This window comes from Nonomuraea sp. NPDC050540 (assembly GCF_044457485.1).
Taxonomy (GTDB): domain Bacteria; phylum Actinomycetota; class Actinomycetes; order Streptosporangiales; family Streptosporangiaceae; genus Nonomuraea.
This window is the reverse complement of sequence record NZ_JBITHA010000016.1, coordinates 183212-202525: the sequence shown is the minus strand read 5'-3', so window position 1 is coordinate 202525 and position 19314 is coordinate 183212. Positions and strand designations below refer to the sequence as shown.

At 71.2% G+C, this 19314-nt stretch carries 14 protein-coding genes; 12 read left to right on the top strand and 2 right to left on the bottom strand.

Annotated elements, in window-relative coordinates:
* The first annotated feature begins 14 nt into the window (after window positions 1–14).
* The 4 genes from ACIBI5_RS41075 (at window position 15) to ACIBI5_RS41060 (ending at window position 8558) form a co-directional block, all read left to right on the top strand.
* Window positions 15–3254, top strand: coding sequence for a TIM-barrel domain-containing protein (locus ACIBI5_RS41075; protein ID WP_397255155.1), 3240 nt, complete (start codon window positions 15–17; stop codon window positions 3252–3254).
* Window positions 3251–6082 carry a TIM-barrel domain-containing protein gene (locus ACIBI5_RS41070; RefSeq protein WP_397255153.1) on the top strand — a complete coding sequence of 944 codons (2832 nt, stop codon included), beginning with the start codon at window positions 3251–3253 and terminating at the stop codon, window positions 6080–6082. The genes ACIBI5_RS41075 and ACIBI5_RS41070 overlap by 4 nt, the downstream gene beginning before the upstream one ends.
* Before the next feature lie 85 nt (window positions 6083–6167).
* Window positions 6168–7430, top strand: a complete 1263-nt coding sequence (locus ACIBI5_RS41065; RefSeq protein ID WP_397255151.1) for a serine/threonine-protein kinase — start codon at window positions 6168–6170, stop codon at window positions 7428–7430.
* A 177-nt stretch (window positions 7431–7607) separates the two neighbouring features.
* Window positions 7608–8558, top strand: a complete 951-nt coding sequence (locus ACIBI5_RS41060) for a hypothetical protein (protein ID WP_397255149.1) — start codon at window positions 7608–7610, stop codon at window positions 8556–8558.
* Here the strand turns inward: ACIBI5_RS41060 and ACIBI5_RS41055 are convergent.
* Window positions 8544–9257 (bottom strand): hypothetical protein, encoded by a 714-nt coding sequence (locus tag ACIBI5_RS41055; protein WP_397255148.1) that lies wholly within the window; start codon window positions 9255–9257, stop codon window positions 8544–8546. The genes ACIBI5_RS41060 and ACIBI5_RS41055 overlap by 15 nt on opposite strands.
* Before the next feature lie 124 nt (window positions 9258–9381).
* Between ACIBI5_RS41055 and ACIBI5_RS41050 the strand changes: the two genes are divergently transcribed.
* The 8 genes from ACIBI5_RS41050 to ACIBI5_RS41015 are packed head-to-tail and all read left to right on the top strand — an operon-like array spanning window position 9382 to window position 17428.
* Window positions 9382–10497: a hypothetical protein gene (locus tag ACIBI5_RS41050; protein WP_397255146.1), complete on the top strand. Its 1116-nt coding sequence runs from the start codon at window positions 9382–9384 to the stop codon at window positions 10495–10497.
* Window positions 10497–11999, top strand: coding sequence for an Hsp70 family protein (locus ACIBI5_RS41045; protein WP_397255144.1), 1503 nt, complete (start codon window positions 10497–10499; stop codon window positions 11997–11999). Before ACIBI5_RS41050 ends, ACIBI5_RS41045 begins: the two co-directional genes overlap by 1 nt.
* On the top strand, window positions 11996–12430 hold the full coding sequence (locus ACIBI5_RS41040) for a nucleotide exchange factor GrpE (RefSeq protein WP_397255142.1): 435 nt from the start codon (window positions 11996–11998) through the stop codon (window positions 12428–12430). The genes ACIBI5_RS41045 and ACIBI5_RS41040 overlap by 4 nt, the downstream gene beginning before the upstream one ends.
* On the top strand, window positions 12427–14925 hold the full coding sequence (locus ACIBI5_RS41035; protein WP_397255140.1) for an FtsK/SpoIIIE domain-containing protein: 2499 nt from the start codon (window positions 12427–12429) through the stop codon (window positions 14923–14925). Before ACIBI5_RS41040 ends, ACIBI5_RS41035 begins: the two co-directional genes overlap by 4 nt.
* Window positions 14922–15413, top strand: a complete 492-nt coding sequence (locus ACIBI5_RS41030) for a hypothetical protein (protein WP_397255138.1) — start codon at window positions 14922–14924, stop codon at window positions 15411–15413. Before ACIBI5_RS41035 ends, ACIBI5_RS41030 begins: the two co-directional genes overlap by 4 nt.
* Window positions 15414–15674: a hypothetical protein gene (locus ACIBI5_RS41025; RefSeq protein ID WP_397107920.1), complete on the top strand. Its 261-nt coding sequence runs from the start codon at window positions 15414–15416 to the stop codon at window positions 15672–15674.
* Between the two features lies 1 nt (window position 15675).
* The gene (locus tag ACIBI5_RS41020; RefSeq protein ID WP_397255136.1) at window positions 15676–15945 is read left to right on the top strand and encodes a hypothetical protein; all 270 of its coding nucleotides are present in this window, start codon (window positions 15676–15678) and stop codon (window positions 15943–15945) included.
* Window positions 15935–17428 (top strand): protein kinase, encoded by a 1494-nt coding sequence (locus tag ACIBI5_RS41015; protein ID WP_397255134.1) that lies wholly within the window; start codon window positions 15935–15937, stop codon window positions 17426–17428. The genes ACIBI5_RS41020 and ACIBI5_RS41015 overlap by 11 nt, the downstream gene beginning before the upstream one ends.
* Here the strand turns inward: ACIBI5_RS41015 and ilvD are convergent.
* Window positions 17408–19261 carry a dihydroxy-acid dehydratase gene (ilvD, locus tag ACIBI5_RS41010; protein ID WP_397255132.1) on the bottom strand — a complete coding sequence of 618 codons (1854 nt, stop codon included), beginning with the start codon at window positions 19259–19261 and terminating at the stop codon, window positions 17408–17410. The two genes, ACIBI5_RS41015 and ilvD, sit on opposite strands and share 21 nt — an antisense overlap.
* Window positions 19262–19314 lie beyond the last annotated feature (53 nt).

The window sequence follows — 19314 nt, the reverse complement described above, 5'->3', positions numbered from 1 at the left end:
GAGGTGCTCCACCCGTGATCCGCTTACGGTCGGGCGTCGTCGTCGCGGCGATCGTCCTGCTTGCCTCCCTCGTCACCGTCCCCGCGTACGCCCTCGACGGCGTCTTCCACCACCCGACCGGCATCGACGACCTGTACTCCAGCGAGCCCCACGAGCGCACGCCGCGCGACCCGATGGCCGGGGAGGCGGTGACGGTCAAGGCGACCACCTGGCCGATCGAGCCCGGCCAGACGGTCTGGGCCACCTGGACCAAGAACGGCGTCAACCAGACCCCGGTCGGCGCCGCCTGGGACCACAACAGCGGCAACAACAGCTACTGGAAGATCAACCTGGGCACTTTCGCCCGCGGCGACAAGATCAGCTACACGGTCAACGCGGACGTGAACGGCGGCGGCCAGAAGTCCGTCGGCCCGTTCCCGTTCACGGTCACCTCGTGGAGCTCGCCGACCAACATCACCGGCTTCACCAACAACGGCACCTCGGTCGACGTGACCACCGGCGACAGCGCGGGCGGCCTCACGCCGAAGATCCGCTTCGCCTTCCCGGCCGCCGAGCGCTTCCGCACCCAGGTCGCGCCGAACGGCCAGGGCCTGAACATCTCCGGCGCCTCCGGCTACACCGTGTCCGACTCGGCGGGCACGCTGACGATCTCGACCAGCGCGATGGTGCTGAAGCTCCAGAAGTCGCCGTACCGGCTGTCGGTCTACAAGTCCGACGGCACCACGCTGATCACCCGGCAGGACGCGGCGAACCTGCGCTGGGCCAGCGACGGCGCCACGACCGTGACCAAGATCGAGGACGCGTACAGCTCACCCTCGGGAGAGCGCTTCGAGGGGTACGGCGAGCGCTACGACCGCCTCGACCAGCGCGGCACCGAGGTTCACAACTACGTCTACAACCAGTACCGCGACCAGGGCGCCACCCGGCGCACCTACCTGAGCGTCCCGTTCTTCCTGAACTCGGCCGGCTACGGCCTCTACGTGAACACCAGCCGCTACGCCCGCTTCGCCCCCGGCGACCGGGCGGCCTTCACCGTGGACACCGGCGGCGCCCTGAACTCCACCCTCGACTACCACGTCTTCACCGGCACGCCCGCGAAGATCGTCGACGACTACACGGCGGTCACCGGCCGCCCGCAGCTGCCGCCCAAGTGGGCGTTCGGCGTGTGGATGTCGGCCAACGAGTGGAACACGCAGGCCGAGGTGGAGAGCGAGCTCGGCCTGGTCACCACGAACAAGATCCCGCACACCGCCCTGGTGCTGGAGCAGTGGAGTGACGAGGCCACGTTCTACGTCTGGCACGGCGCCACGTACACGCCGACGCCCGGCAGCGGCAAGCTCTCCTACGCCAACCTGAGCTTCCCCGCGGGCACCGCCTGGCAGAACCCCAAGGCCATGGTCACCAACGCTCACAACAAGGGCGTGAAGGTGATCCTCTGGCAGATCCCGGTGCTCAAGGAGAACTTCGACAGCAACCCGCCGACCGCCCCGCAGCAGCACCTCAACGACAGGGCCTACGCGCAGGCGCAGAACTACGTCGTGAAGAACCCGACGAACGGCCCCTACCGCATTCCGACCGGGCAGTGGTTCGGCGACAGCACGGTGCCGGACTTCACCAGTGCGGCGGCGACCAGCTGGTGGATGAGCAAGCGCGACTACCTCATGGACGAGGTGGGCATCGACGGCTTCAAGACCGACGGCAGCGAGGCGATCTTCGGCAGGGGCGTGCAGTTCGCCGACGGCCGCAAGGGCGACGAGATGCACAACGCCTACCCCAACAGCTACACCCAGGCCTACAACGCCTACGTCAAGGGCAAGAACGCGCAGAACACGATCTTCAGCCGGGCCGGCACCGCGGGCGCGCAGGCCAACTCGATCTTCTGGGCGGGTGACCAGAACTCCAGCTTCCCCGCCTTCCAGGAGGCGGTGCGGGCGATGATCTCGGCGGGGCAGTCGGGCGTGCCGTACACGGCGTGGGACCTGGCCGGCTTCACCGGCGACTTCCCGAGCGCGGAGCTGTATCTGCGCAGCGCGGCGCAGGCGGTGTTCTCGCCGGTCATGCAGTACCACTCGGAGAAGGCCAATCCGTCGGTCTCCGAGGCGCGTACGCCGTGGAACGTGCAGGCGCGCACCGGCGACACCACGGTCGTGCCGACGTTCCGCAAGTTCGCCAACGTGCGGATGAACCTGATCCCCTACCTCTACACCGAGGCCAAGGCCGGCTCGGTCACCGGCGCTCCGATGATGCGCGCGATGAGCTACTCCTTCCCCGGTGACGCGGCGGCCGCGGCGCAGGACCAGCAGTACATGTTCGGCTCGCAGCTGCTCGTGGCGCCGGTCACCGCGCAGGGGGCCTCGTCCAGGAACGTCTACCTGCCCGCGGGCGAGTGGTACGACCTGTGGAACGGCGGGCGCTTCACCGGTCCGGGCACCAAGACGTACGCGGCCGGGCTGGACACGATCCCGGTCTACGCCAAGCCGGGCGCGATCATCCCGCTGAACCTCAACGCGGACTACGAGCTGGGCGGCGAGATCGGTAGCAGCGTCTCCAGCTACACCAATCTCGCCTTCCGGATTTATCCGGCGGGGTCCACCTCCTACTCGTATTTCGAGGATTCGGCGGGCGTGAGCCGTACCATCTCCAGCACCGAGAACTGGGGCGCGCACACGGCCACGGTCACGGTCCCCGCGCTGACGACCACCAGCACGCTGCAGGTGGCCTCCACCAAGCCGGGCACGGTCACCGGCGCCACGGCGCGCGCCACGCTCGCCGACCTCAAGGCGGCGTCCGAGGGCTGGTGGTGGGACCCGGTCCAGCAGCTCACGCACGTCAAGCTGGCCAGTGCCACCGGCAACCGCACGATCGTGCTCAACGGCGTGGACAAGGCCGCCTACGAGGCCGAGTTCGCCGCCGGGACCGGCACGAGCACCAACAACGACCACCCCGGCTACACCGGCACCGGCTTCGTGGACGGCTTCGCCCAGGCGGGCGACGCGGTCACCTTCCAGGTGAAGGCGGACGCGGCGGGCAGCCACCAGCTGAAGTTCCGCTACTCCACGACCGTCGCGGCCACCCGCACCGTGTACGTGGACGGCGTCTCCGCCGGCACCCTGCCGCTGCCCGCCCAGCCGAACTGGGACACCTGGGGCACGGCCACGCTCCCGGTCAGCCTGACCGCGGGCGCCCACACCATCAAGATCGAGTACGCGAGCAACGGGATCAACCTCGACAACCTGGCGGTGGCCCGGCCATGAGACGCGTCCTGATCCTCCTGGCCGCGTTGCTGGCCCCGCTGCTCATCGCCCTGCCCGCGCAGGCGGCGGTGCAGCGGGTCCAGTTCACCAGCGGCTCGACCTACCTGATCGTGGAGTTCCTCGACGACGACCTGGTGCACTTCGAACTGGCCAACGGCAGCAGCCCGGGAACCGGCGCGCCGCTGTTCACCACGCCGCAGATCGCCAAGAAGGACTACACCGGCCCGACCAGCTTCAACCAGTCGGGCAACACGCTCACCACGGCCGCGATGAAGGTCGAGGTCACCCCCGGCACGCTGTGCGTGAAGGTCTCCGACCCCACGCGTCAGCTGTACGAGGCCTGCCCCCGCAACCTGGGCCAGGCGTGGAAGGGCCTGAGCCTCACCAAGGGCCAGATCCAGAACGCCTACGGCCTCGGCGAGCAGTTCTTCATGGGCGGCAGCGCCGACGGCGACTGGGTGGGGCGCACCCGGACCCCCGGCGGCCAGTACGGCAACGCCATGGCCTACGACACCGACAACGGCCCGGTCGGCAACGCCCAGATCCCGGTGCTGTTCGCGGTCGGCGCGAGCAACCTCAACTACGGCCTCCTGCTCGACCAGGTCTACAAGCAGGAGTGGAACCTGACCGGCGACCCCTGGACGGTCGACACGTGGGGCGACCAGCTCCGGTGGTACACGATGACCGGCGCCGACCTGCCCGACCTGCGCAAGGACTACCTGGAGCTGACCGGCCGCCCGCCGGTGCCGCCGAAGAAGTCGCTGGGCCTGTGGGTGTCGGAGTTCGGCTACGACAACTGGGCCGAGATCGACAACCGGCTCACCGGCCTGCGGACGGCGAAGTTCCCGGTGGACGGCTTCGTGCTGGACCTGCCGTGGTTCGGCGGGGTGACCGCCGGTTCCGACAACACCCGCATGGGCTCACTTTCCTGGGATACATCAGCCTTCCCCAACCCATCTGCCGCTATTTCCGATTATCAGGCGAACAAGGGCATCGGCCTGATGACCATAGAAGAGTCCTACATCGGCAAGAACCGGCCGGAGCACTCCGACATGGCCGCCCGCGGCTACCTCAACCGGGCGGGCTGCGCGACCTGCCTGCCCGCCTACCTCACCACCAACGACTGGTGGGGCCGCGGCGGCATGATCGACTGGACCCAGGACGCCGCCGGCGACCACTGGCACACCACCAAACGCAAGCCGCTGATCGACCAGGGCGTCCAGGGCCACTGGCTCGACCTCGGCGAGCCCGAGATGTACGACGCGGGCGACTGGACCGCCGGAGTCCTGCCCGGCAAGCACGCCCACGCCGACTACCACAACGTCTACAACCTCAAGTGGGCCGAGAGCATCGCCCGCGGCTACGCCGCCGGCACGACCAAGCGCCCCTTCCTGCTGGCCCGCTCCGGCGCCGCCGGCATGCAGCGCCACGGCGTCGCCATGTGGTCGGCCGACATCGGCTCGAAGCTGACCGCGCTGGCCCAGCAGCAGAACGTCCAGATGCACATGTCGATGTCCGGCATCGACTACTTCGGCTCCGACATCGGCGGCTTCCGCCGCGAGATGCTCGACTCCGACCTCAACGAGCTCTACACCCAGTGGCTGGCCAACGGCGCCTGGTTCGAGGTGCCGGTCCGCCCGCACACCGAGAACCTGTGCAACTGCGCGCAGACCTCCCCCGACCAGATCGGCCACGTGCCCAGCAACCTCGCCAACCTCCGCCAGAGGTACGAGCTCACGCCCTACTACTACTCGCTCGCGCACCGGGCCAACCGGACCGGCGAACCGCTGGTGCCGCCGCTGGTCTACCACTACCAGAACGACCCGAACGTCCGGGAGATGGGCAGCGAGAAGCTCATCGGCCGCGACCTGCTCGTCGGCGTCGTCGCCGGCAAGAACGAACGCAAGAGGAACATGTACCTGCCCGCGGGGACATGGTTCGACTACCGCACGGGCGAGAAGCTGACCAGCACCGGCCAGTGGTTCAACGACCGGCCCCTGTGGGTCGGCGGCGAGTTCCGGCTGCCCGCCTTCGCCAGGGCGGGGGCGATCATCCCCAAGATGTTCGTGGACGACAAGACCATGAACGTGCTGGGCAAGCGGACCGACTCCAGCACCCGCGACGAGCTGGTCGCCCGGGTGTACGCCGATCCGGCGGCCTCGAACTTCACCCTCTACGAGGACGACGGGGCCACCACCGCCTACCAGGGCGGGGCCGTACGGACGACACAGCTCGGACAGCAGCTCAGCGGCTCGACCGCGACCGTCACGGTGGCCGCGTCCAGCGGCACGTACACGGGCGCGCCGGCCGCGCGGCGCAACGTCGTCGAGCTGGTCGCCGACACCCAGGCCTCGGCGGTCACGCTGAACGGCACGCCGCTCACCCAGCACGCGAACAAGGCCGCCTTCGACGCGGCCGCGAGCGGCTGGTACAACGCCGGCGGCAACCTCGTCGTGGCCAAGTCGGCGAGCGTGAGCGTCACCACGGCCAAGACGTTCGCGTTCACGCTCGGCCAGGCGCCGGTGTCGATGACGTTCTCCTGCGCCAACGGCACCACCACGCCCGGCCAGTCCGTCTACGCCGTGGGCGGCGTCCCGCAACTGGGCGACTGGTCGGTCGCGAACGCGGTCAAGCTGTCGCCGACGGCGTACCCGACCTGGACCGGCACGATCGGCAAGCTCCCGCCGAACACCCCGGTCGAGTGGAAGTGCGTCAAGCGCCAGGAGGCCGGTTTCCCCGACACCGCCGACCAGTGGCAGCCGGGCGCCAACAGCGCCTTCACCACCCCCGCCACCGGCAGCGGAGGCACCACGACCGGCGCGTTCTGAACAATGCGGGCGCTCCCCTCTTCCGGGGGGCGCCCGCTTCTTGATTCCCGCGTGGCAGGCAGGCGCCGGTGTTAGCGTTGAAGGCGTGCTCGGCTCGGGGACCACACTCAACGATCGCTACCAGCTGACCACCCGGATCGGCGGTGGCGGCATGGGCGAGGTCTGGCGTGCCACCGACACGGTCCTCGGCCGCGAGGTCGCGCTCAAGGTGCTCACGCCCGCCCTGAGCGAGAACGCCACCTTCGCCCAGCGCTTCCAGAACGAGGCGCGGGCCATGGCCACCCTGCGTCACCCCGGCGTCGTCGACGTCTACGACTACGGCCTGGCCACGGTCGGCGAGCGCACGCTGAGCTACCTGGTGATGGAGTACGTCGAGGGCGAGTCGCTCGACCGGGCGCTCGACCGCGAGCCGCTCACCCCCGCCCACACGATGCGATTGGTCGCCGAGGTGGCCGACGCGCTGTCGGCGGCCCACGCCCAGGGCATCGTGCACCGCGACGTCAAGCCGGGCAACCTGCTGCTGCGGCCCGACGGCCGGGTGGCGCTGACCGACTTCGGCATCGCCCACTCGGTCTCGGCGGGGCAGCTCACCGCCACCGGCGCGATGCTCTGCTCGGCCGGCTACTGCGCGCCGGAGATGGCCACCGCCAGCGACGTCACGCCCGCCGTCGACGTCTACGCGCTGGGCGTGGTGGCCTACGAGTGCCTGACGGGGCGGCTGCCGTTCGACGGCGACACCCCCGTGCAGATCATCTACAAGCATCTGCACCAGCCGCCGCCCACGCTGCCCGACGACATCCCGCCGGGCCCGCGCGCCGTCGTGGCCAAGGCGCTGGAGAAGACACCCGACCGGCGCTGGGCCTCGGCCGCCGACATGGGCGAGGCCGCGCGCAGGGCGCTGGCCGACCCCCACGCCTCGCCCGCGCCGCGCCGCCGCCGGGCGCTGGTCGGCGCGCTGACCGTCTCGGCCGCGGTGCTGGCCACGGCGGCCGTGGTGGGCTCTCTGTGGTTGCGCCCGGTGGCGCCGCTCGAGCAGCAGAGCATCCTGCCTCCCGGCGGCAACGCCACGGTGACGCCGCCGACCGAGCGCGAGCAGGTCAAGGGCAAGCCGGCGCTGCCGCCCGCCAAGACCTCGCCCACCCCCAAGCCGACCCCGACGGCCACGAACGAGCCTGAGCCGACGCCGACCGTACCGACCCCCACGGTCACTCCCACCGCCGAGCCGACCCCGACCGCGGAGCCCACGCCCACGGTCGAGCCCACGACGCCAGGACCGGAGGAGCCGACCGGCGACCCCACCGGCCAGCCGGGCGAGATTCAGTGCGTCCGCGAGCCCTGCCCGTCGTGATGGGTGGTGCCCGACTTCGGGTTCTGATCTGTCCAGTGCATATCCATGACAGCTAGTGCATCGCTCCGGGGCCCTGCGGACCATCTCTAAGCTTGCAGGGTGACCGTCAGAACACACCGCGCGCTCCCGGGCCCCGGGGCGACGCGGGTGGCTTCCGAGCCGTGAGAGAGTGATCGCGTGGATACGACTCGTGATCTGCTCGTCGCGCTGGCCCACCGCTATGCCTTCGCCGACCTCGGAGCGCTCTCCTCGGACGAGGAGGTGGCCGCCGTGTGCGAGTTCGGGCAGCGGCTGCTCTCCCTGGACGCCGAGGACTTCGCCGTCGAGGCACGGGGCGTGCCGGCCGACCTGAAGCGCCGGGCGCGGGCCTGCCACATGCCGCAGACGCCGCGTGAGACGCCGCGCGGCGCCCTGGAGTCGCTGCGCCCCGCCTACGGCCTGCTGCTGGAGGTCATCGCGATCCGGTGGCACCGCCGCGAGCTGAGCCCGATGATCGCCGCGGTGCACATCGCCAGCGAGTACCTGCCGCTGCTGGCCTTCGAGCCGCAGCTGGGCCACGCGGGCGACCCGGCGCGCTGGCCGGACGGGCTGAGCGCCGACGGCAGCAGGTTCGGCGTGATCGGCGACCGCGACTGCGACCACACCAAGTCCGAGCAGTCGGCGACCAACCGTACGCTGCGGGTGGCCGGTGAGCCGCCCGAGGGCTGGCGGGCCTACTTCGACCGCCAGCACAGCCAGGTCGCCGGCGCGCTCGCGGTGTGCGTGGCCACCTGCCGCAAGCCGTGCACGGCCATGGACTGGATCGCTCCCGGGCCGCGCCGCGAGCTCGGCGTCCGCGCCCGCAGCGCGCTCGCCTTCGCCGAGACCCCTCTGGTACGGCTGCGCCACGCCGCCCCGGTGGGCCACGGCTTCGGCGTGCCCTCCCCCGAGGAGGTGCTCGACGCGTGGGAGCGCAGCCGGGGCGCGCTGGACAAGAACGACGTCGGGGCGGCTGCGCTGAAGGACGACGGTTTTCCGCTGCCGGGCCTGCCCTCGTTGTTCTCCGCGATCGCCGACCACCCGATCGTGCCCTCGACGCTGCTGAAGGGCGTCAGCGACCACGTGGCGAGTCTGCTAGTCCGGGGGTAGCAGGACCAGGTGCGCGGGGGTGATCAGGCCGAAGCGCAGCGCGTGCTTGACGATCGAGCGGGGTTTCCAGTCGACCCCGGCCCCCTGGCCAGGCGGCTGGAGCCGGAACTTCGTGCCGGCCAGGAAGTCCACGTGGTAGTTGATGGCCGAGCGGCTCAGTCCCAGGGCGGCCAGCCGCTGGCGTACCTCGGGGACGCTCGGCACGCGGTCGCGGGCGGGGTCGCGCAGCTGAGGCTCGCACAGTGCGGCGAGCACGAGGAAGTACTTGGCCGCGGGGTCGAGCGGGTAGGGCTGCGGGGTGCCGGTGGCGCCGCCGGGGTCGTGCTCGGTGGCCAGGCGGCGCTTGAGCGGGGCCAGCACGAGGAAGGTGAGCTGGTCCTGGCGGCCGGGCACGCGAACCCTGGCGGTCTCGAACGGGATCGGCGCGTCGACCGTGCCCGGTGACAGCCGGACGAATCCGCCGCCTTCCAGGTTTTCCACGACGTAGGCGTAGCGGCGCGACTGGTTGGAGATCTCCCAGTAGTCCTTGACAGCCCGCAGCAGTCCCGCCTTGCGCGAGACGGCCGGGTCGTCGAGCGGCAGGTCGACCGGGGTATCGGCGGTGCCGCGACCGAAGGTGAGCGATTCTCCTGGCCGCAGGTGCCGGGTTTCGACGGCCGTGCTGCCCTGGAAGTCGCGCTGGACCGTGATCACTTCCACGACCGGAGCATAGGCCGCCGTCGCGCGTGACATAACGTCATCTTCTTGCCATTGGCCGCAACAGCACTGGCGGGCCGCGATCTGGCTTCCGAGCATGGAGATCCCCCGGTCATGGAGACGCGGCATGGACAACTACTACGCCATCGTCGGCGCGGAGCGTAACGACCCGGCCGACGTCATCAAGAAGAAGATCACCAACGAGCTCCGGCAGTGGCAGAAGCGCACCAACAGCTCCGACCTCAGCAAGCGGCAGGAGGCCGAGCAAAAGGTGGCGCTGCTGACCAAGGCCAGAGAGATCCTGCTCGACGACGCCCGGCGCAAGGGCTACGACCTCCAGCTCAACGCGTTCCTGGCCGCGGGCGGCGGCTCCCAGGCGCCGGTCACCGCCTCGTCGGCGAGCGGCGACTGGCTGCAGCAGGCCCGCGACTATCTCGCCATCGGCGACTACAACTCCGCCGCCTACTGCGCCCGCGAGGCGCGCAACACGCTCGGCGCCTCCGCCGAGGTCTGGAGCCTGTTGGCACGTGCCAACGCGGGCCTGGGCAACCTCAACGAAGCGCTGTACGAGGCGCAGCAGGCCACCTCGCTCGACGCGGCCAACCCCGACCGGCAACTGGAGCTCGGCGGCGTCTACGAGGAACTGGAGCAATGGGACCGGGCGCTGTCCTGCTACGAGCAGGTCAACCGGCTGACCGGCGGCTCGGAGGAGGCCGACCTGGGCATCGCCGGCAGCCTCGCGAACCAGGGCCGCTACTCCGAGGCCATCCCGGTGCTGGAGAAGCTCCACCTGCACGGCTCCAACAAGCGCATGGCCGCCTACTACCTGGCCGACGTGCTGCTCGCGCACGCCGAGACGATCCCCGTGGCCAAGCAGGACGACGGGTACTACATCACCTCGGCCGAGGAGATCGCGCAGATCCGGATCGTGCTGAACCGGGTCAGGACGCTGAGCGACGACGAGCAGATCATGATGCGCCTCGCCGACCAGGAACAGTACTTGATCGCGATGGAGACCAAGCACCTGTTCGGCGTGACCGCCTGGAAGATCACCAAGACCGTGATCCTCTGGGCGATCATCGCCTTCGTCATCGTCGGCATCCTGAGCAACGCGGGGTCCGGGGGATTCTTCCTGGGTGTGCTGCTCGGCGGCGGGGTCGCCTGGCTGCGTATCCACCTGCAGATCCGCAACCACTACCTTCCGCAGTGGCGCATCAACGCCAAGATCGTCCGGGGGCGCTGATGGCGGTCATCGGCATCGACCTCGGCACCACGTACTCGGCGTCGGCCATCGTGCGCGGGCCCTCCCCGGAGATCCTGGAGAACCGCGAGGGCGAGCGGCTCACGCCGTCCGTCGTGGTGTTCGAGAACGGCACGCCGCTGGTCGGTGTGGAGGCCAAGCGGCTGGCCGCCGTGCTGCCCGACGACTGCGTGGAGTTCGTCAAGCGGAAGATGGGCGAGCCGGGGGCGGCGTACGTGGACGCCGACGGCAAGGAGTACCGGGCGGAGGAGGTCTCCGCGCTGGTGCTCAAGCGGCTGGCCGCCGACGCCTCCATGCAGCTCGGCGAGGAGGTCAGGGACGTCGTCGTCACGGTGCCCGCCTACTTCGACGACGCCCGCCGTACCGCGACCAAGGACGCCGGCGAGATCGCCGGGCTCAACGTGCTCGGCCTGATCAACGAGCCGACCGCGGCCGGGATCGCCTACGGGCTCAACAAGCAGCAGAGCGGCGTCTTCCTCGTCTACGACCTGGGCGGCGGCACCTTCGACGTGACGATCATGCGGGTGACCGGCACGGAGTTCGACATCATGGCCACCGGCGGCGACCGCAACCTCGGCGGCTTCGACTTCGACAACCTGCTCATGGGCCACGTCGCCACGCGCATCCGCGAGCAGGGCGGGCCTGAGGTGCGCGAGTCGGACAAGGGCGAGGCCGAGCTGCGCGGCCAGTGCGAGCAGGCCAAGCGGCGCCTGACCAGCATGCCGCAGACGATCGTGCGGGTCAGCGCCGAGGGAGCGAGTTTCCAGGTGCCGGTCACCAGGGCGGAGTTCGAGGAGCTGACCGCGAGCCTGCTCAGCCGTACCGAGGTGACGGTCGAGGAGGTCATGGAGAAGGCCGGCGTCGACTGGGACAAGATCGACCGGATTCTGCTCGTGGGCGGCTCGACCCGGATGCCGATGGTCAGCACGATGGTGCAGCGCATGTCCGGCCGGGTGCCGGACATCGGCATCAATCCGGACGAGGCGGTGGCGCTGGGCGCGGCCGTCTACGCCGACACGCTGGGCGCGGCGGCCAGCGGGGCGATCGCCCGCATCCCGGTCGCGGTCAGCGACGTGACCTCGCAGAGCCTCGGCACCATCGCGCTCAACGAGCGCAACATCGCGCAGAACTCCATCATCATCCCGGCCAACTCGAAGATCCCGGTGAAGCGGGAGAAGAGCTTCTACACCGTCCAGCCAGGCCAGCGGGTGGTCGACTTCGAGCTGACCGAGGGCGACGACGAGGACCTGCGCTACGTGACGGTCCTGAAGTCGACGGAGCTGATGCTGCCGCCCGGCCTGCCGGACGAGGCCGAGATCCGCGTGGTCATGGCCTACGACATCGACGGCGTCGTGCACGCCGAGGTGTTCCTGGGCGCGACCGGGCAGTCGCTGGGCGCCGTCGAGCTGCAACGCGACAACAACCTGGGGGCCCACGCCGTCGAGCAGATGCGCAACGCGATGCGCGACCTGGAGATCCTATGAGTGAGGAACTGTCCGAGAAACTCGACGTCCTGACCGACCTGTTCAAACGACGCCTGTCCGACGACCTGGACAAGCGCAAGCTCCTTGAGGAGCAGGCCCGCCGTATCCAGCAGGCGGAGGGCGCGCTCTTCCGCGACCTGCAGCTGCCGCTGGTGCTCGGCGTGGCCACCGTCATCGACCGGATCGACCGCCACGAGGCCGAGGAGGGCGACTTCGCCCTGGCGATCAGGGACGAGCTGCTCGAACTGCTCGCCGTCAACGGCATCCGCGAGGTGCCCACCGACACCGCCTTCGACCGCGCCACGCACGAGGCGGCGGCCGCCCGCCCGGAGGAGGGCAGCGAGCCGGGCGCCATCCTCGAGGTGTGGAACCGCGGGTACGCGCGGCACGGCTGGGTGTTCCGGCCGGCCAGGGTGGTCGTGGCCCTGTGAGCGTCGCCCATCGCGAGGCCGCGATCAGGGGACTGGTCGCGGCCTTTCGCGCCTACGCGCCCGTGGCCAGGAAGGTCGCGGCCGAGGCGCAGCTCGGGGCGGAACGCGACAGGCAACAAGCCGTCCGGCGGGCCGAGCGTACGGCCGAGGCGGAACGGCACCGGATCCAGGCCGCGGTGCGGCGGGCGATGGACGGCGCGAGGGAGACGGCGGCTGCCACAACCGCGGAACTCGCGCCCGGCGTCGCCGGTCTGCCCTTCTCCGGGGCCGAGTGGGGGTCTCTCGGCACCGCGGCCCCCACACATGTGCGGGTCGGCGTCTGCGGCGAAGTGCCGGTCGTCGTCCCGCTGCTGCCCACCGCGGGCTGGTACGCCGCGGGGGACGGCGCCGCCGGCCTGATCCTGGGCGCGGTGCTCAGGGCGGTGGCGGCCGCTCCGGCCGGCCGGGTCCAGGTGGACTCGTACGACCCCAGGCTGACCGGGGCGCTCGGGGTCTTCGGCGAGGCGCTGCCTCGTTCGCTGTCCGGTGTGGCCGAGCTCGCCGACCGGGTCGGCGACCTGGTCCGCACCCTGCACTCGCGGGCCCAGCGCATCGCCCAGTCGGGCGGGTGCGCGTTCGAGGAGCTGGCGGAGCCGTACCGGCTGATGGTGGTGCTCGACTACCCGGCGGGTGTGGACGAGAGCGTGCAGCGGGACCTGCTGCGGGTGGCCGAGTCGGCGGCCGGGCGCGGCGTCTGCTTCCTCGTCCAGCACAACGCGGCGATCCAGCCCGAGCGCGGCGTGGAGCCCGAGCGGCTGGCCGCGCTGTTGCGGCGCGTGGAGGCGGGCCGCGAGCGGATCGCGGTGGCCGGGCTGGAGAACGTGGCCTGCCGTCCCGACCCGCCGCCGGGGCCGGAGCTGTTCGCCGCGGTGGCCGGGGCGGCGGCGGGCGCGCAGTTGCCGAGGGTGCCGTTCGCCGGGACGCTGCCGCCGCGCCGCGACTGGTGGGCGCGGGTGGAGAAGGGCGACGGCCTGCGGATCGCGGTCGGCGCCGAAGGGCGCGAGCCCGCCTGGGTACGACTCAGCAGCAGCAACCCGCCCCTGCCCAACATCCTCATCGGCGGCTCGGCCGGACAGGGCAAGTCGAACCTGCTGCTAGTGCTCATCCACGGCCTGGCCGCCCGCTACTCCCCCGCCGACCTGGAGATGTACCTGCTGGACTTCAAGCAGGGCCTGGAGTTCGAGCGGCTGGGCGGCGAGCGCTGGCTGCCGCACGCCCGCGTGCTGGGCGTCTTCAGCGACCGCGAGTTCGGCCTGGCGGTGCTGCGGCACGTGCACGAGCAGATGGAGCTGCGCAGCGAGACGTTCAAGCGGCTGCGCGTGACCGACATCGCCGGCATGGACCCGGGCCCCGACCGTCCGCCGCGCCTGTTGCTGGTGCTCGACGAGTTCCAGGTGATGCTCGCCGAGGACGACCCGATCGCCGACGAGGCCACCGCCCTGCTGGAGAAGCTCGTCCGGCTCGGCCGCGCCTACGGCGTGCACGTGGTGCTGGCCACCCAGACCATCGAGGGCATCCAGCGCCTGGCCACCAAGCGCGAGGCCATCTTCGGCCAGGTCCCCAACCGGATCGTGCTCAAGACCACCGCCGCCGACTCCCAGTCGCTGCTGTCCTCGCACAACACGGCCGCCGCCGGGCTGCGCTTTCGCGGCCAGGCCGTGCTCAACGACGACTACGGCTCCCCGGAGGCCAACCGCGTCGCGCTGATCGCGCACGCCCGCGAGGAGGAACTGGCGGCGCTGCGGGCCGAGCTGTGGCACCACGCCCGCGCCGAGCGCCGCCCGCGCGTGTTCAAGCAGGACGAGCCCGCCGACCTGGCCGCTCTGCTGCACCATCCGGTGGAGTCGGGACCCGGCCTGGTCCGCCCGTGGGTGGGCGTGCCGGTGGCCGTCACCGAGCGTCCCGCCGCCTTCGACGTGCGTCAGGAGCCGAGCGCCGGGCTGCTCATCCTGGGCGACGACGCGGCCGCGGCCCGCGGCGTGCTGGCCGGGCTCAGCGCCTCGATCGGCAAGGCGCGCCCGGCCGACCGGTTCGTCTGGCTGGACGGGCTCGAGGAGGCGCGGGCCGTCCCCGGGCAACTGGCCGAGCTGCGCGAGGAGATGCGCGAACGCGACGGCGGCGAGCCGTGGGTGCACGTGCTCGGCTTCGGCATGCACCGCGCCAGGATGCGGATGGGCGACGACTTCACCTCGCCCGCCGACACGCTGAAGGAGATCGTCAAGGACGGGCCGGACGTGGGCGTCTTCTTCTACGGCTGGTGGAACCGCATGAACGTGTGCACCGAGCACCTCGGCTTCGACCGCTGCCACGTCAGCTCCTACCTGTTCCTGCGCCACCCGGTCGAGGCCGTCCAGCAGGTGTGCGGGCCCTTGGTCGCCTGGTCGGCGCGGCCCGGCCGGGGGCTGCTGCACGACGGGCTGTCCGGGGAGCCGCTGCCGGTGGTGATCTTCGGGTGAGCGCGTGGGAGGAGTACACCGAGGCGCTCGGGGTGCTGGCGCGGGCGGCCGAGGCGGGGCGGGGCCGGCTGGACGCGGTCGAGGCCGCCGCCGGGCGGGCGGTGTCGGCCGCGGAGAAGCGGCTGGCCACGGCCGTACAGGAGAGGCAGCAGGTGGAGAGGCGGCTCGGGCAGCTCGACGGGCTCTGCCACAAGGTCATGACCGAGGGCGAGGTGCCTCGTGAGGGCCTCGCGGACCGCTTCGACCTGGGGGTTCCCACCACGGCCAGGGCCGCGCTGGCCACGCTGGAGCGGCTGGAGGAGGGGCTGAACGAGAGCCTCGCCGAGCTTCGGTCGGCCCGTTCCCTGGTCACGGCCAATCCGCCGCCGCCCCCTCCTCCGCCGCCCCGGCCAGTGGCGCCGCCGTCCCGGCGACCGGTCTGGATGTACGCCCTCATCGGGGCGGTCGCGCTCGTCATCGTGCTGGTCCTCGTGATCGGAGCCGTATAGATGTCCCAGATCCAGCAGGTCAAGCAGCAGCTGCACGACGTCGCCTACCAATCCAGGCAGGCGGCGGGCGGCATCCAGGCCTTCGACGTGAAGTTCTCCCAGGCCGTCGCGCGCGTGCAGGAGCTCATCGGCGGCTCGGCCACCGCCGCGGACAAGCAGATCATCGCGGTGCTGCAGGAGGCCTCGCGGGCGGTCAAGGCCGCGGCGGGCTCGCTGCACAGCGCGGCCAAGACCGCGACCGACTACGCCAACCGGGTGTGAGATGAACGGCTCGGAGTTGGAGCGGATCGCGCGGGCCCTGGTGGAGAGCCTGGGGCAGGCCGACCGGATCGCGGCCGAGCTCTACGTGGCCGCCGGGCGGATCACCCGTCTGGCCGCGCTGGTGGGCGCGTTACCCGACCCCGGCGCGCGGGCCGCCGCCTCGATGCTGAACGCGGCGGCGGCCAAGTGCGTGCTGGCCGCGAACCTGCTGCGGCAGGCCGGCAAGATCGGCGCCGACTGGGCGAGGCAGGCGGTCTGGCGTGCCGGCTGACCTGCGTCCTGGCGACGCCCGCCACGTCGGCGGCTACGAGATACTCAACCGGCTCGGCGAGGGCGGCCAGGGCCTGGTCTACCTGGGCCGCTCCCCCACCGGCGAGCTGGCCGCCATCAAGGTGCTGCGGGCCGGCTGGACCCACGACGCCGAGGCGCGCAGGCGCTTCGCGGGGGAGCTGGCCGCCGCGCTGAAGGTGCCGAGGGCGTGCACCGCGGTCATCCTGGACGCCGACATCGACGGCGACATGCCGTACATCATCAGTGAGTTCGTCAACGGACCCTCGCTGGACACCGCGGTCAAGCGCGACGGCCCGTTCTCCAGCGCCGCGCTCGAACGCCTGGCCATCTTCACCTCGACCGCGCTGGCCGCCATCCACGGCGCCCGCATCGTGCACCGCGACTTCAAGCCCGCCAACGTGCTCATCGGTCCCGACGGGCCGCGCGTGGTGGACTTCGGCATCGCCCGCGCATTGGAGGCCACCGACTTCTCCCGCCACACCCAGATCGGCACTCCGCCGTACATGGCGCCCGAGCAGTTCGGCGGGGGCCCGCTCGGGCCCAAGGCGGACGTGTGGGCGTGGGGCGCGACGATGGTCTTCGCCGCGTCGGGCATGCCGCCGTTCGGCACGAGCGGGCACTTCGCCGCGCTGGCCAACCGCATCGCGCACGCCGAGCCCGAGCTCGGGCCGCTGTCCGGCACGCTGCGCACGCTCGTCGAGCGCTGCCTGGCCAAGCGGTCCGCGCGCCGCCCGACCGTGATGGAGCTCTTCCAGGCCCTCGTCGGGTACGACGAGCCGCTACGCCGGCCGGTTCCCCCGGTGGCCGCCCCGGAGATGGTCTCGGCCACGCCGGAGCACGTGCTGCCGTTCTACTTCGTCTGCGACGAGTCGGCCTCGATGATCGGCGAGCCGCTCGACGCGGTCAACGCCGGGCTGGAGGCGCTGCGGCTGGAGATGGCCCACGCCCCCGCCGCCACCCGGCTGTGCGTGGTCGGCTTCTCCGGCACCGCCGAGGTACTGCTCCCGCTGGCCGACCTGGCCGCGCTGGACGTGCTCCCCCAGCTGCGCGCCCGCGGCGGCACCCGCTACGGCCCCGCCATGGAGCTGCTGCGCGCCACCATCGAACGCGACGTCTTCCTGATCAAGGCCGACGGCGGCACGGTCTACCGGCCCACGGTCTTCTTCCTGTCGGACGGCAGGCCCAACGACGAGAGCTGGACCACCTCCTACCGGGATCTGCTCTCGCCCGCCTTCTCCGCCCGGCCGAACGTGATCGCCTTCGGGGTGGGCGACTGCAACGCGGAGACGATCCGGCAGGTCGCCACCCACGGCGCCTTCCTGGCCGACCGCACCCGGCCGGTCGGCGCGGCGCTGAAGGAGGTGGCCACGGCGCTGACCACCTCCCTGCTGACCTCAAGAGGCAAGCTGGTGATTCCCGAGCAGGTGCCGGGCTTCGCCTCGCTACCGCTGGACGAGGTGTGACGACAGCTGCGACAGGTCGCGCGAGGCGCCCGTCGAGGCCGACGTGGTCATCGCCGCGTAGGCCTGCAGTGCCGCGCTGACGGGGCGCTTGCGGTCGCGCGGGCGGTATCCGCCCAGCTCGGTCAGCAGGCGCTCGCGGCGGGCGGCCAGCTCGGCCTCGGGCACGCGCAGCTCCAGCAGGCGGCCGGGGATGTCGATGTCGACGATGTCGCCGTCCTCGACCAGCGCGATCGCGCCGCCCTCCGCCGCCTCGGGCGAGGCGTGGCCGATCGACAGCCCCGAGGTGCCGCCGGAGAAGCGGCCGTCGGTGACCAGCGCGCAGACCTTGCCGAGGCCCTTGCCCTTCAGGAACGAGGTCGGGTAGAGCATCTCCTGCATGCCGGGTCCGCCCTTGGGGCCCTCATAGCGGATGACCACCACGTCGCCCGCCTTGACCTTGCCACCGAGGATGCCCTCGACCGCGTGGTCCTGCGACTCGAACACCACCGCGGGGCCGGAGAACTTCCAGATCGACTCGTCCACGCCGGCCGTCTTCACCACCGCGCCGTCGCGGGAGATGTTGCCGTAGAGCACGGCCAGGCCGCCGTCGGCGCTGTAGGCGTGCTCGCGGTCGCGGATGCAGCCATCCGCGCGGTCGAGGTCGAGGTCGTCCCAGCGGTTGTCCTGGGAGTACGGCTTGATCGTGCGCACGTTGCCGGGCGCGGCGTGCCACAGCTCGACGGCCTCGGGCGAAACCGTCGGCGAGACCGGGTCCCACTCCTCGATGAGCGTGCCGAGCGTGCCGCCGTTGACCGTCGGGACGTCGCGGTGGATCAGCCCGGCGCGGTCGAGCTCGCCCAGGATGCCCGGGATGCCGCCGGCGCGGTGGACGTCCTCGACGTGGTACTTGTTCGTGGCCGGCGCCACCTTGCACAGGCACGGCACCCGCAGCGAGATCTCGTTGATCTCCTTGAGCCCGAAGTCGACCTCGCCCTCGCGGGCCGCGGCCAGGATGTGCAGGATCGTGTTGGTGGAGCCGCCCATGGCCACGTCGAGCGCCATCGCGTTCTCGAAGGCCTCGCGGGTGGCGATCGCGCGCGGCAGCACGCTGGCGTCGTCGTCCTCGTAGTAGCGCTTGGCCAGCTGGACGATCGTGCGGCCGGCGTCCTTGAAGAGCTGCTCGCGCCGCTTGTGCGTGGCCAGGATGGTGCCGTTGCCGGGCAGGGCCAGGCCGATCGCCTCCGCGAGGCAGTTCATGGAGTTGGCGGTGAACATGCCCGAGCACGAACCGCAGGTCGGGCAGGCGTTCTCCTCCATCTCCAGCAACTCGGCGTCGGAGACGCTGTCGTCGGCGGAGGCGATCATCGGGTCGATGAGGTCGAGCTTCTTGCCGAGCGTCTTGCCCGCCTCCATGGGCCCGCCGGAGACGAAGACGGTCGGGATGTTCAGCCGCATGGCGGCCAGCAGCATGCCCGGCGTGATCTTGTCGCAGTTGGAGACGCAGATCAGGGCGTCGGCGCAGTGGGCCTCGACCATGTACTCCACGGCGTCGGCGATCAGCTCGCGGCTGGGCAGCGAGTAGAGCATGCCGCCGTGGCCCATCGCAATGCCGTCGTCGACGGCGATCGTGTTGAACTCGCGCGGGATCGCGCCCGCCTCCCTGATCGCCCCGGCGACCACGTCGCCGACCTCGCGCAGGTGCACGTGGCCCGGCACGAACTGGGTGAAGCTGTTGGCCACCGCGACGATCGGTTTGCCGAAGTCGCTCCCGGCTACGCCGGTCGCCCGGAGGAGGGCCCGGGCTCCGGCCATGTTCCTACCGTGGGTGACCGTACGTGACCTGAGGGCGGGCATTGAGCTTCTCCCATCGTGAGTGAGTCCTCACCATGGTACGGCTATCGCCCGAC

Excerpts from the sequence above, each read along its gene's own strand:
- ACIBI5_RS41050 (WP_397255146.1), top strand. The coding sequence starts at position 9,382 with ATGGACAACTACTACGCCATCGTCGGCGCGGAGCGTAACGACCCGGCC.
- ACIBI5_RS41045 (WP_397255144.1), top strand. The coding sequence starts at position 10,497 with ATGGCGGTCATCGGCATCGACCTCGGCACCACGTACTCGGCGTCGGCC.
- ACIBI5_RS41070 (WP_397255153.1), top strand. The coding sequence starts at position 3,251 with ATGAGACGCGTCCTGATCCTCCTGGCCGCGTTGCTGGCCCCGCTGCTC.
- ACIBI5_RS41025 (WP_397107920.1), top strand. The coding sequence starts at position 15,414 with ATGTCCCAGATCCAGCAGGTCAAGCAGCAGCTGCACGACGTCGCCTAC.
- ilvD (WP_397255132.1), bottom strand. The coding sequence starts at position 19,261 with ATGCCCGCCCTCAGGTCACGTACGGTCACCCACGGTAGGAACATGGCC.
- ACIBI5_RS41040 (WP_397255142.1), top strand. The coding sequence starts at position 11,996 with ATGAGTGAGGAACTGTCCGAGAAACTCGACGTCCTGACCGACCTGTTC.
- ACIBI5_RS41020 (WP_397255136.1), top strand. The coding sequence starts at position 15,676 with ATGAACGGCTCGGAGTTGGAGCGGATCGCGCGGGCCCTGGTGGAGAGC.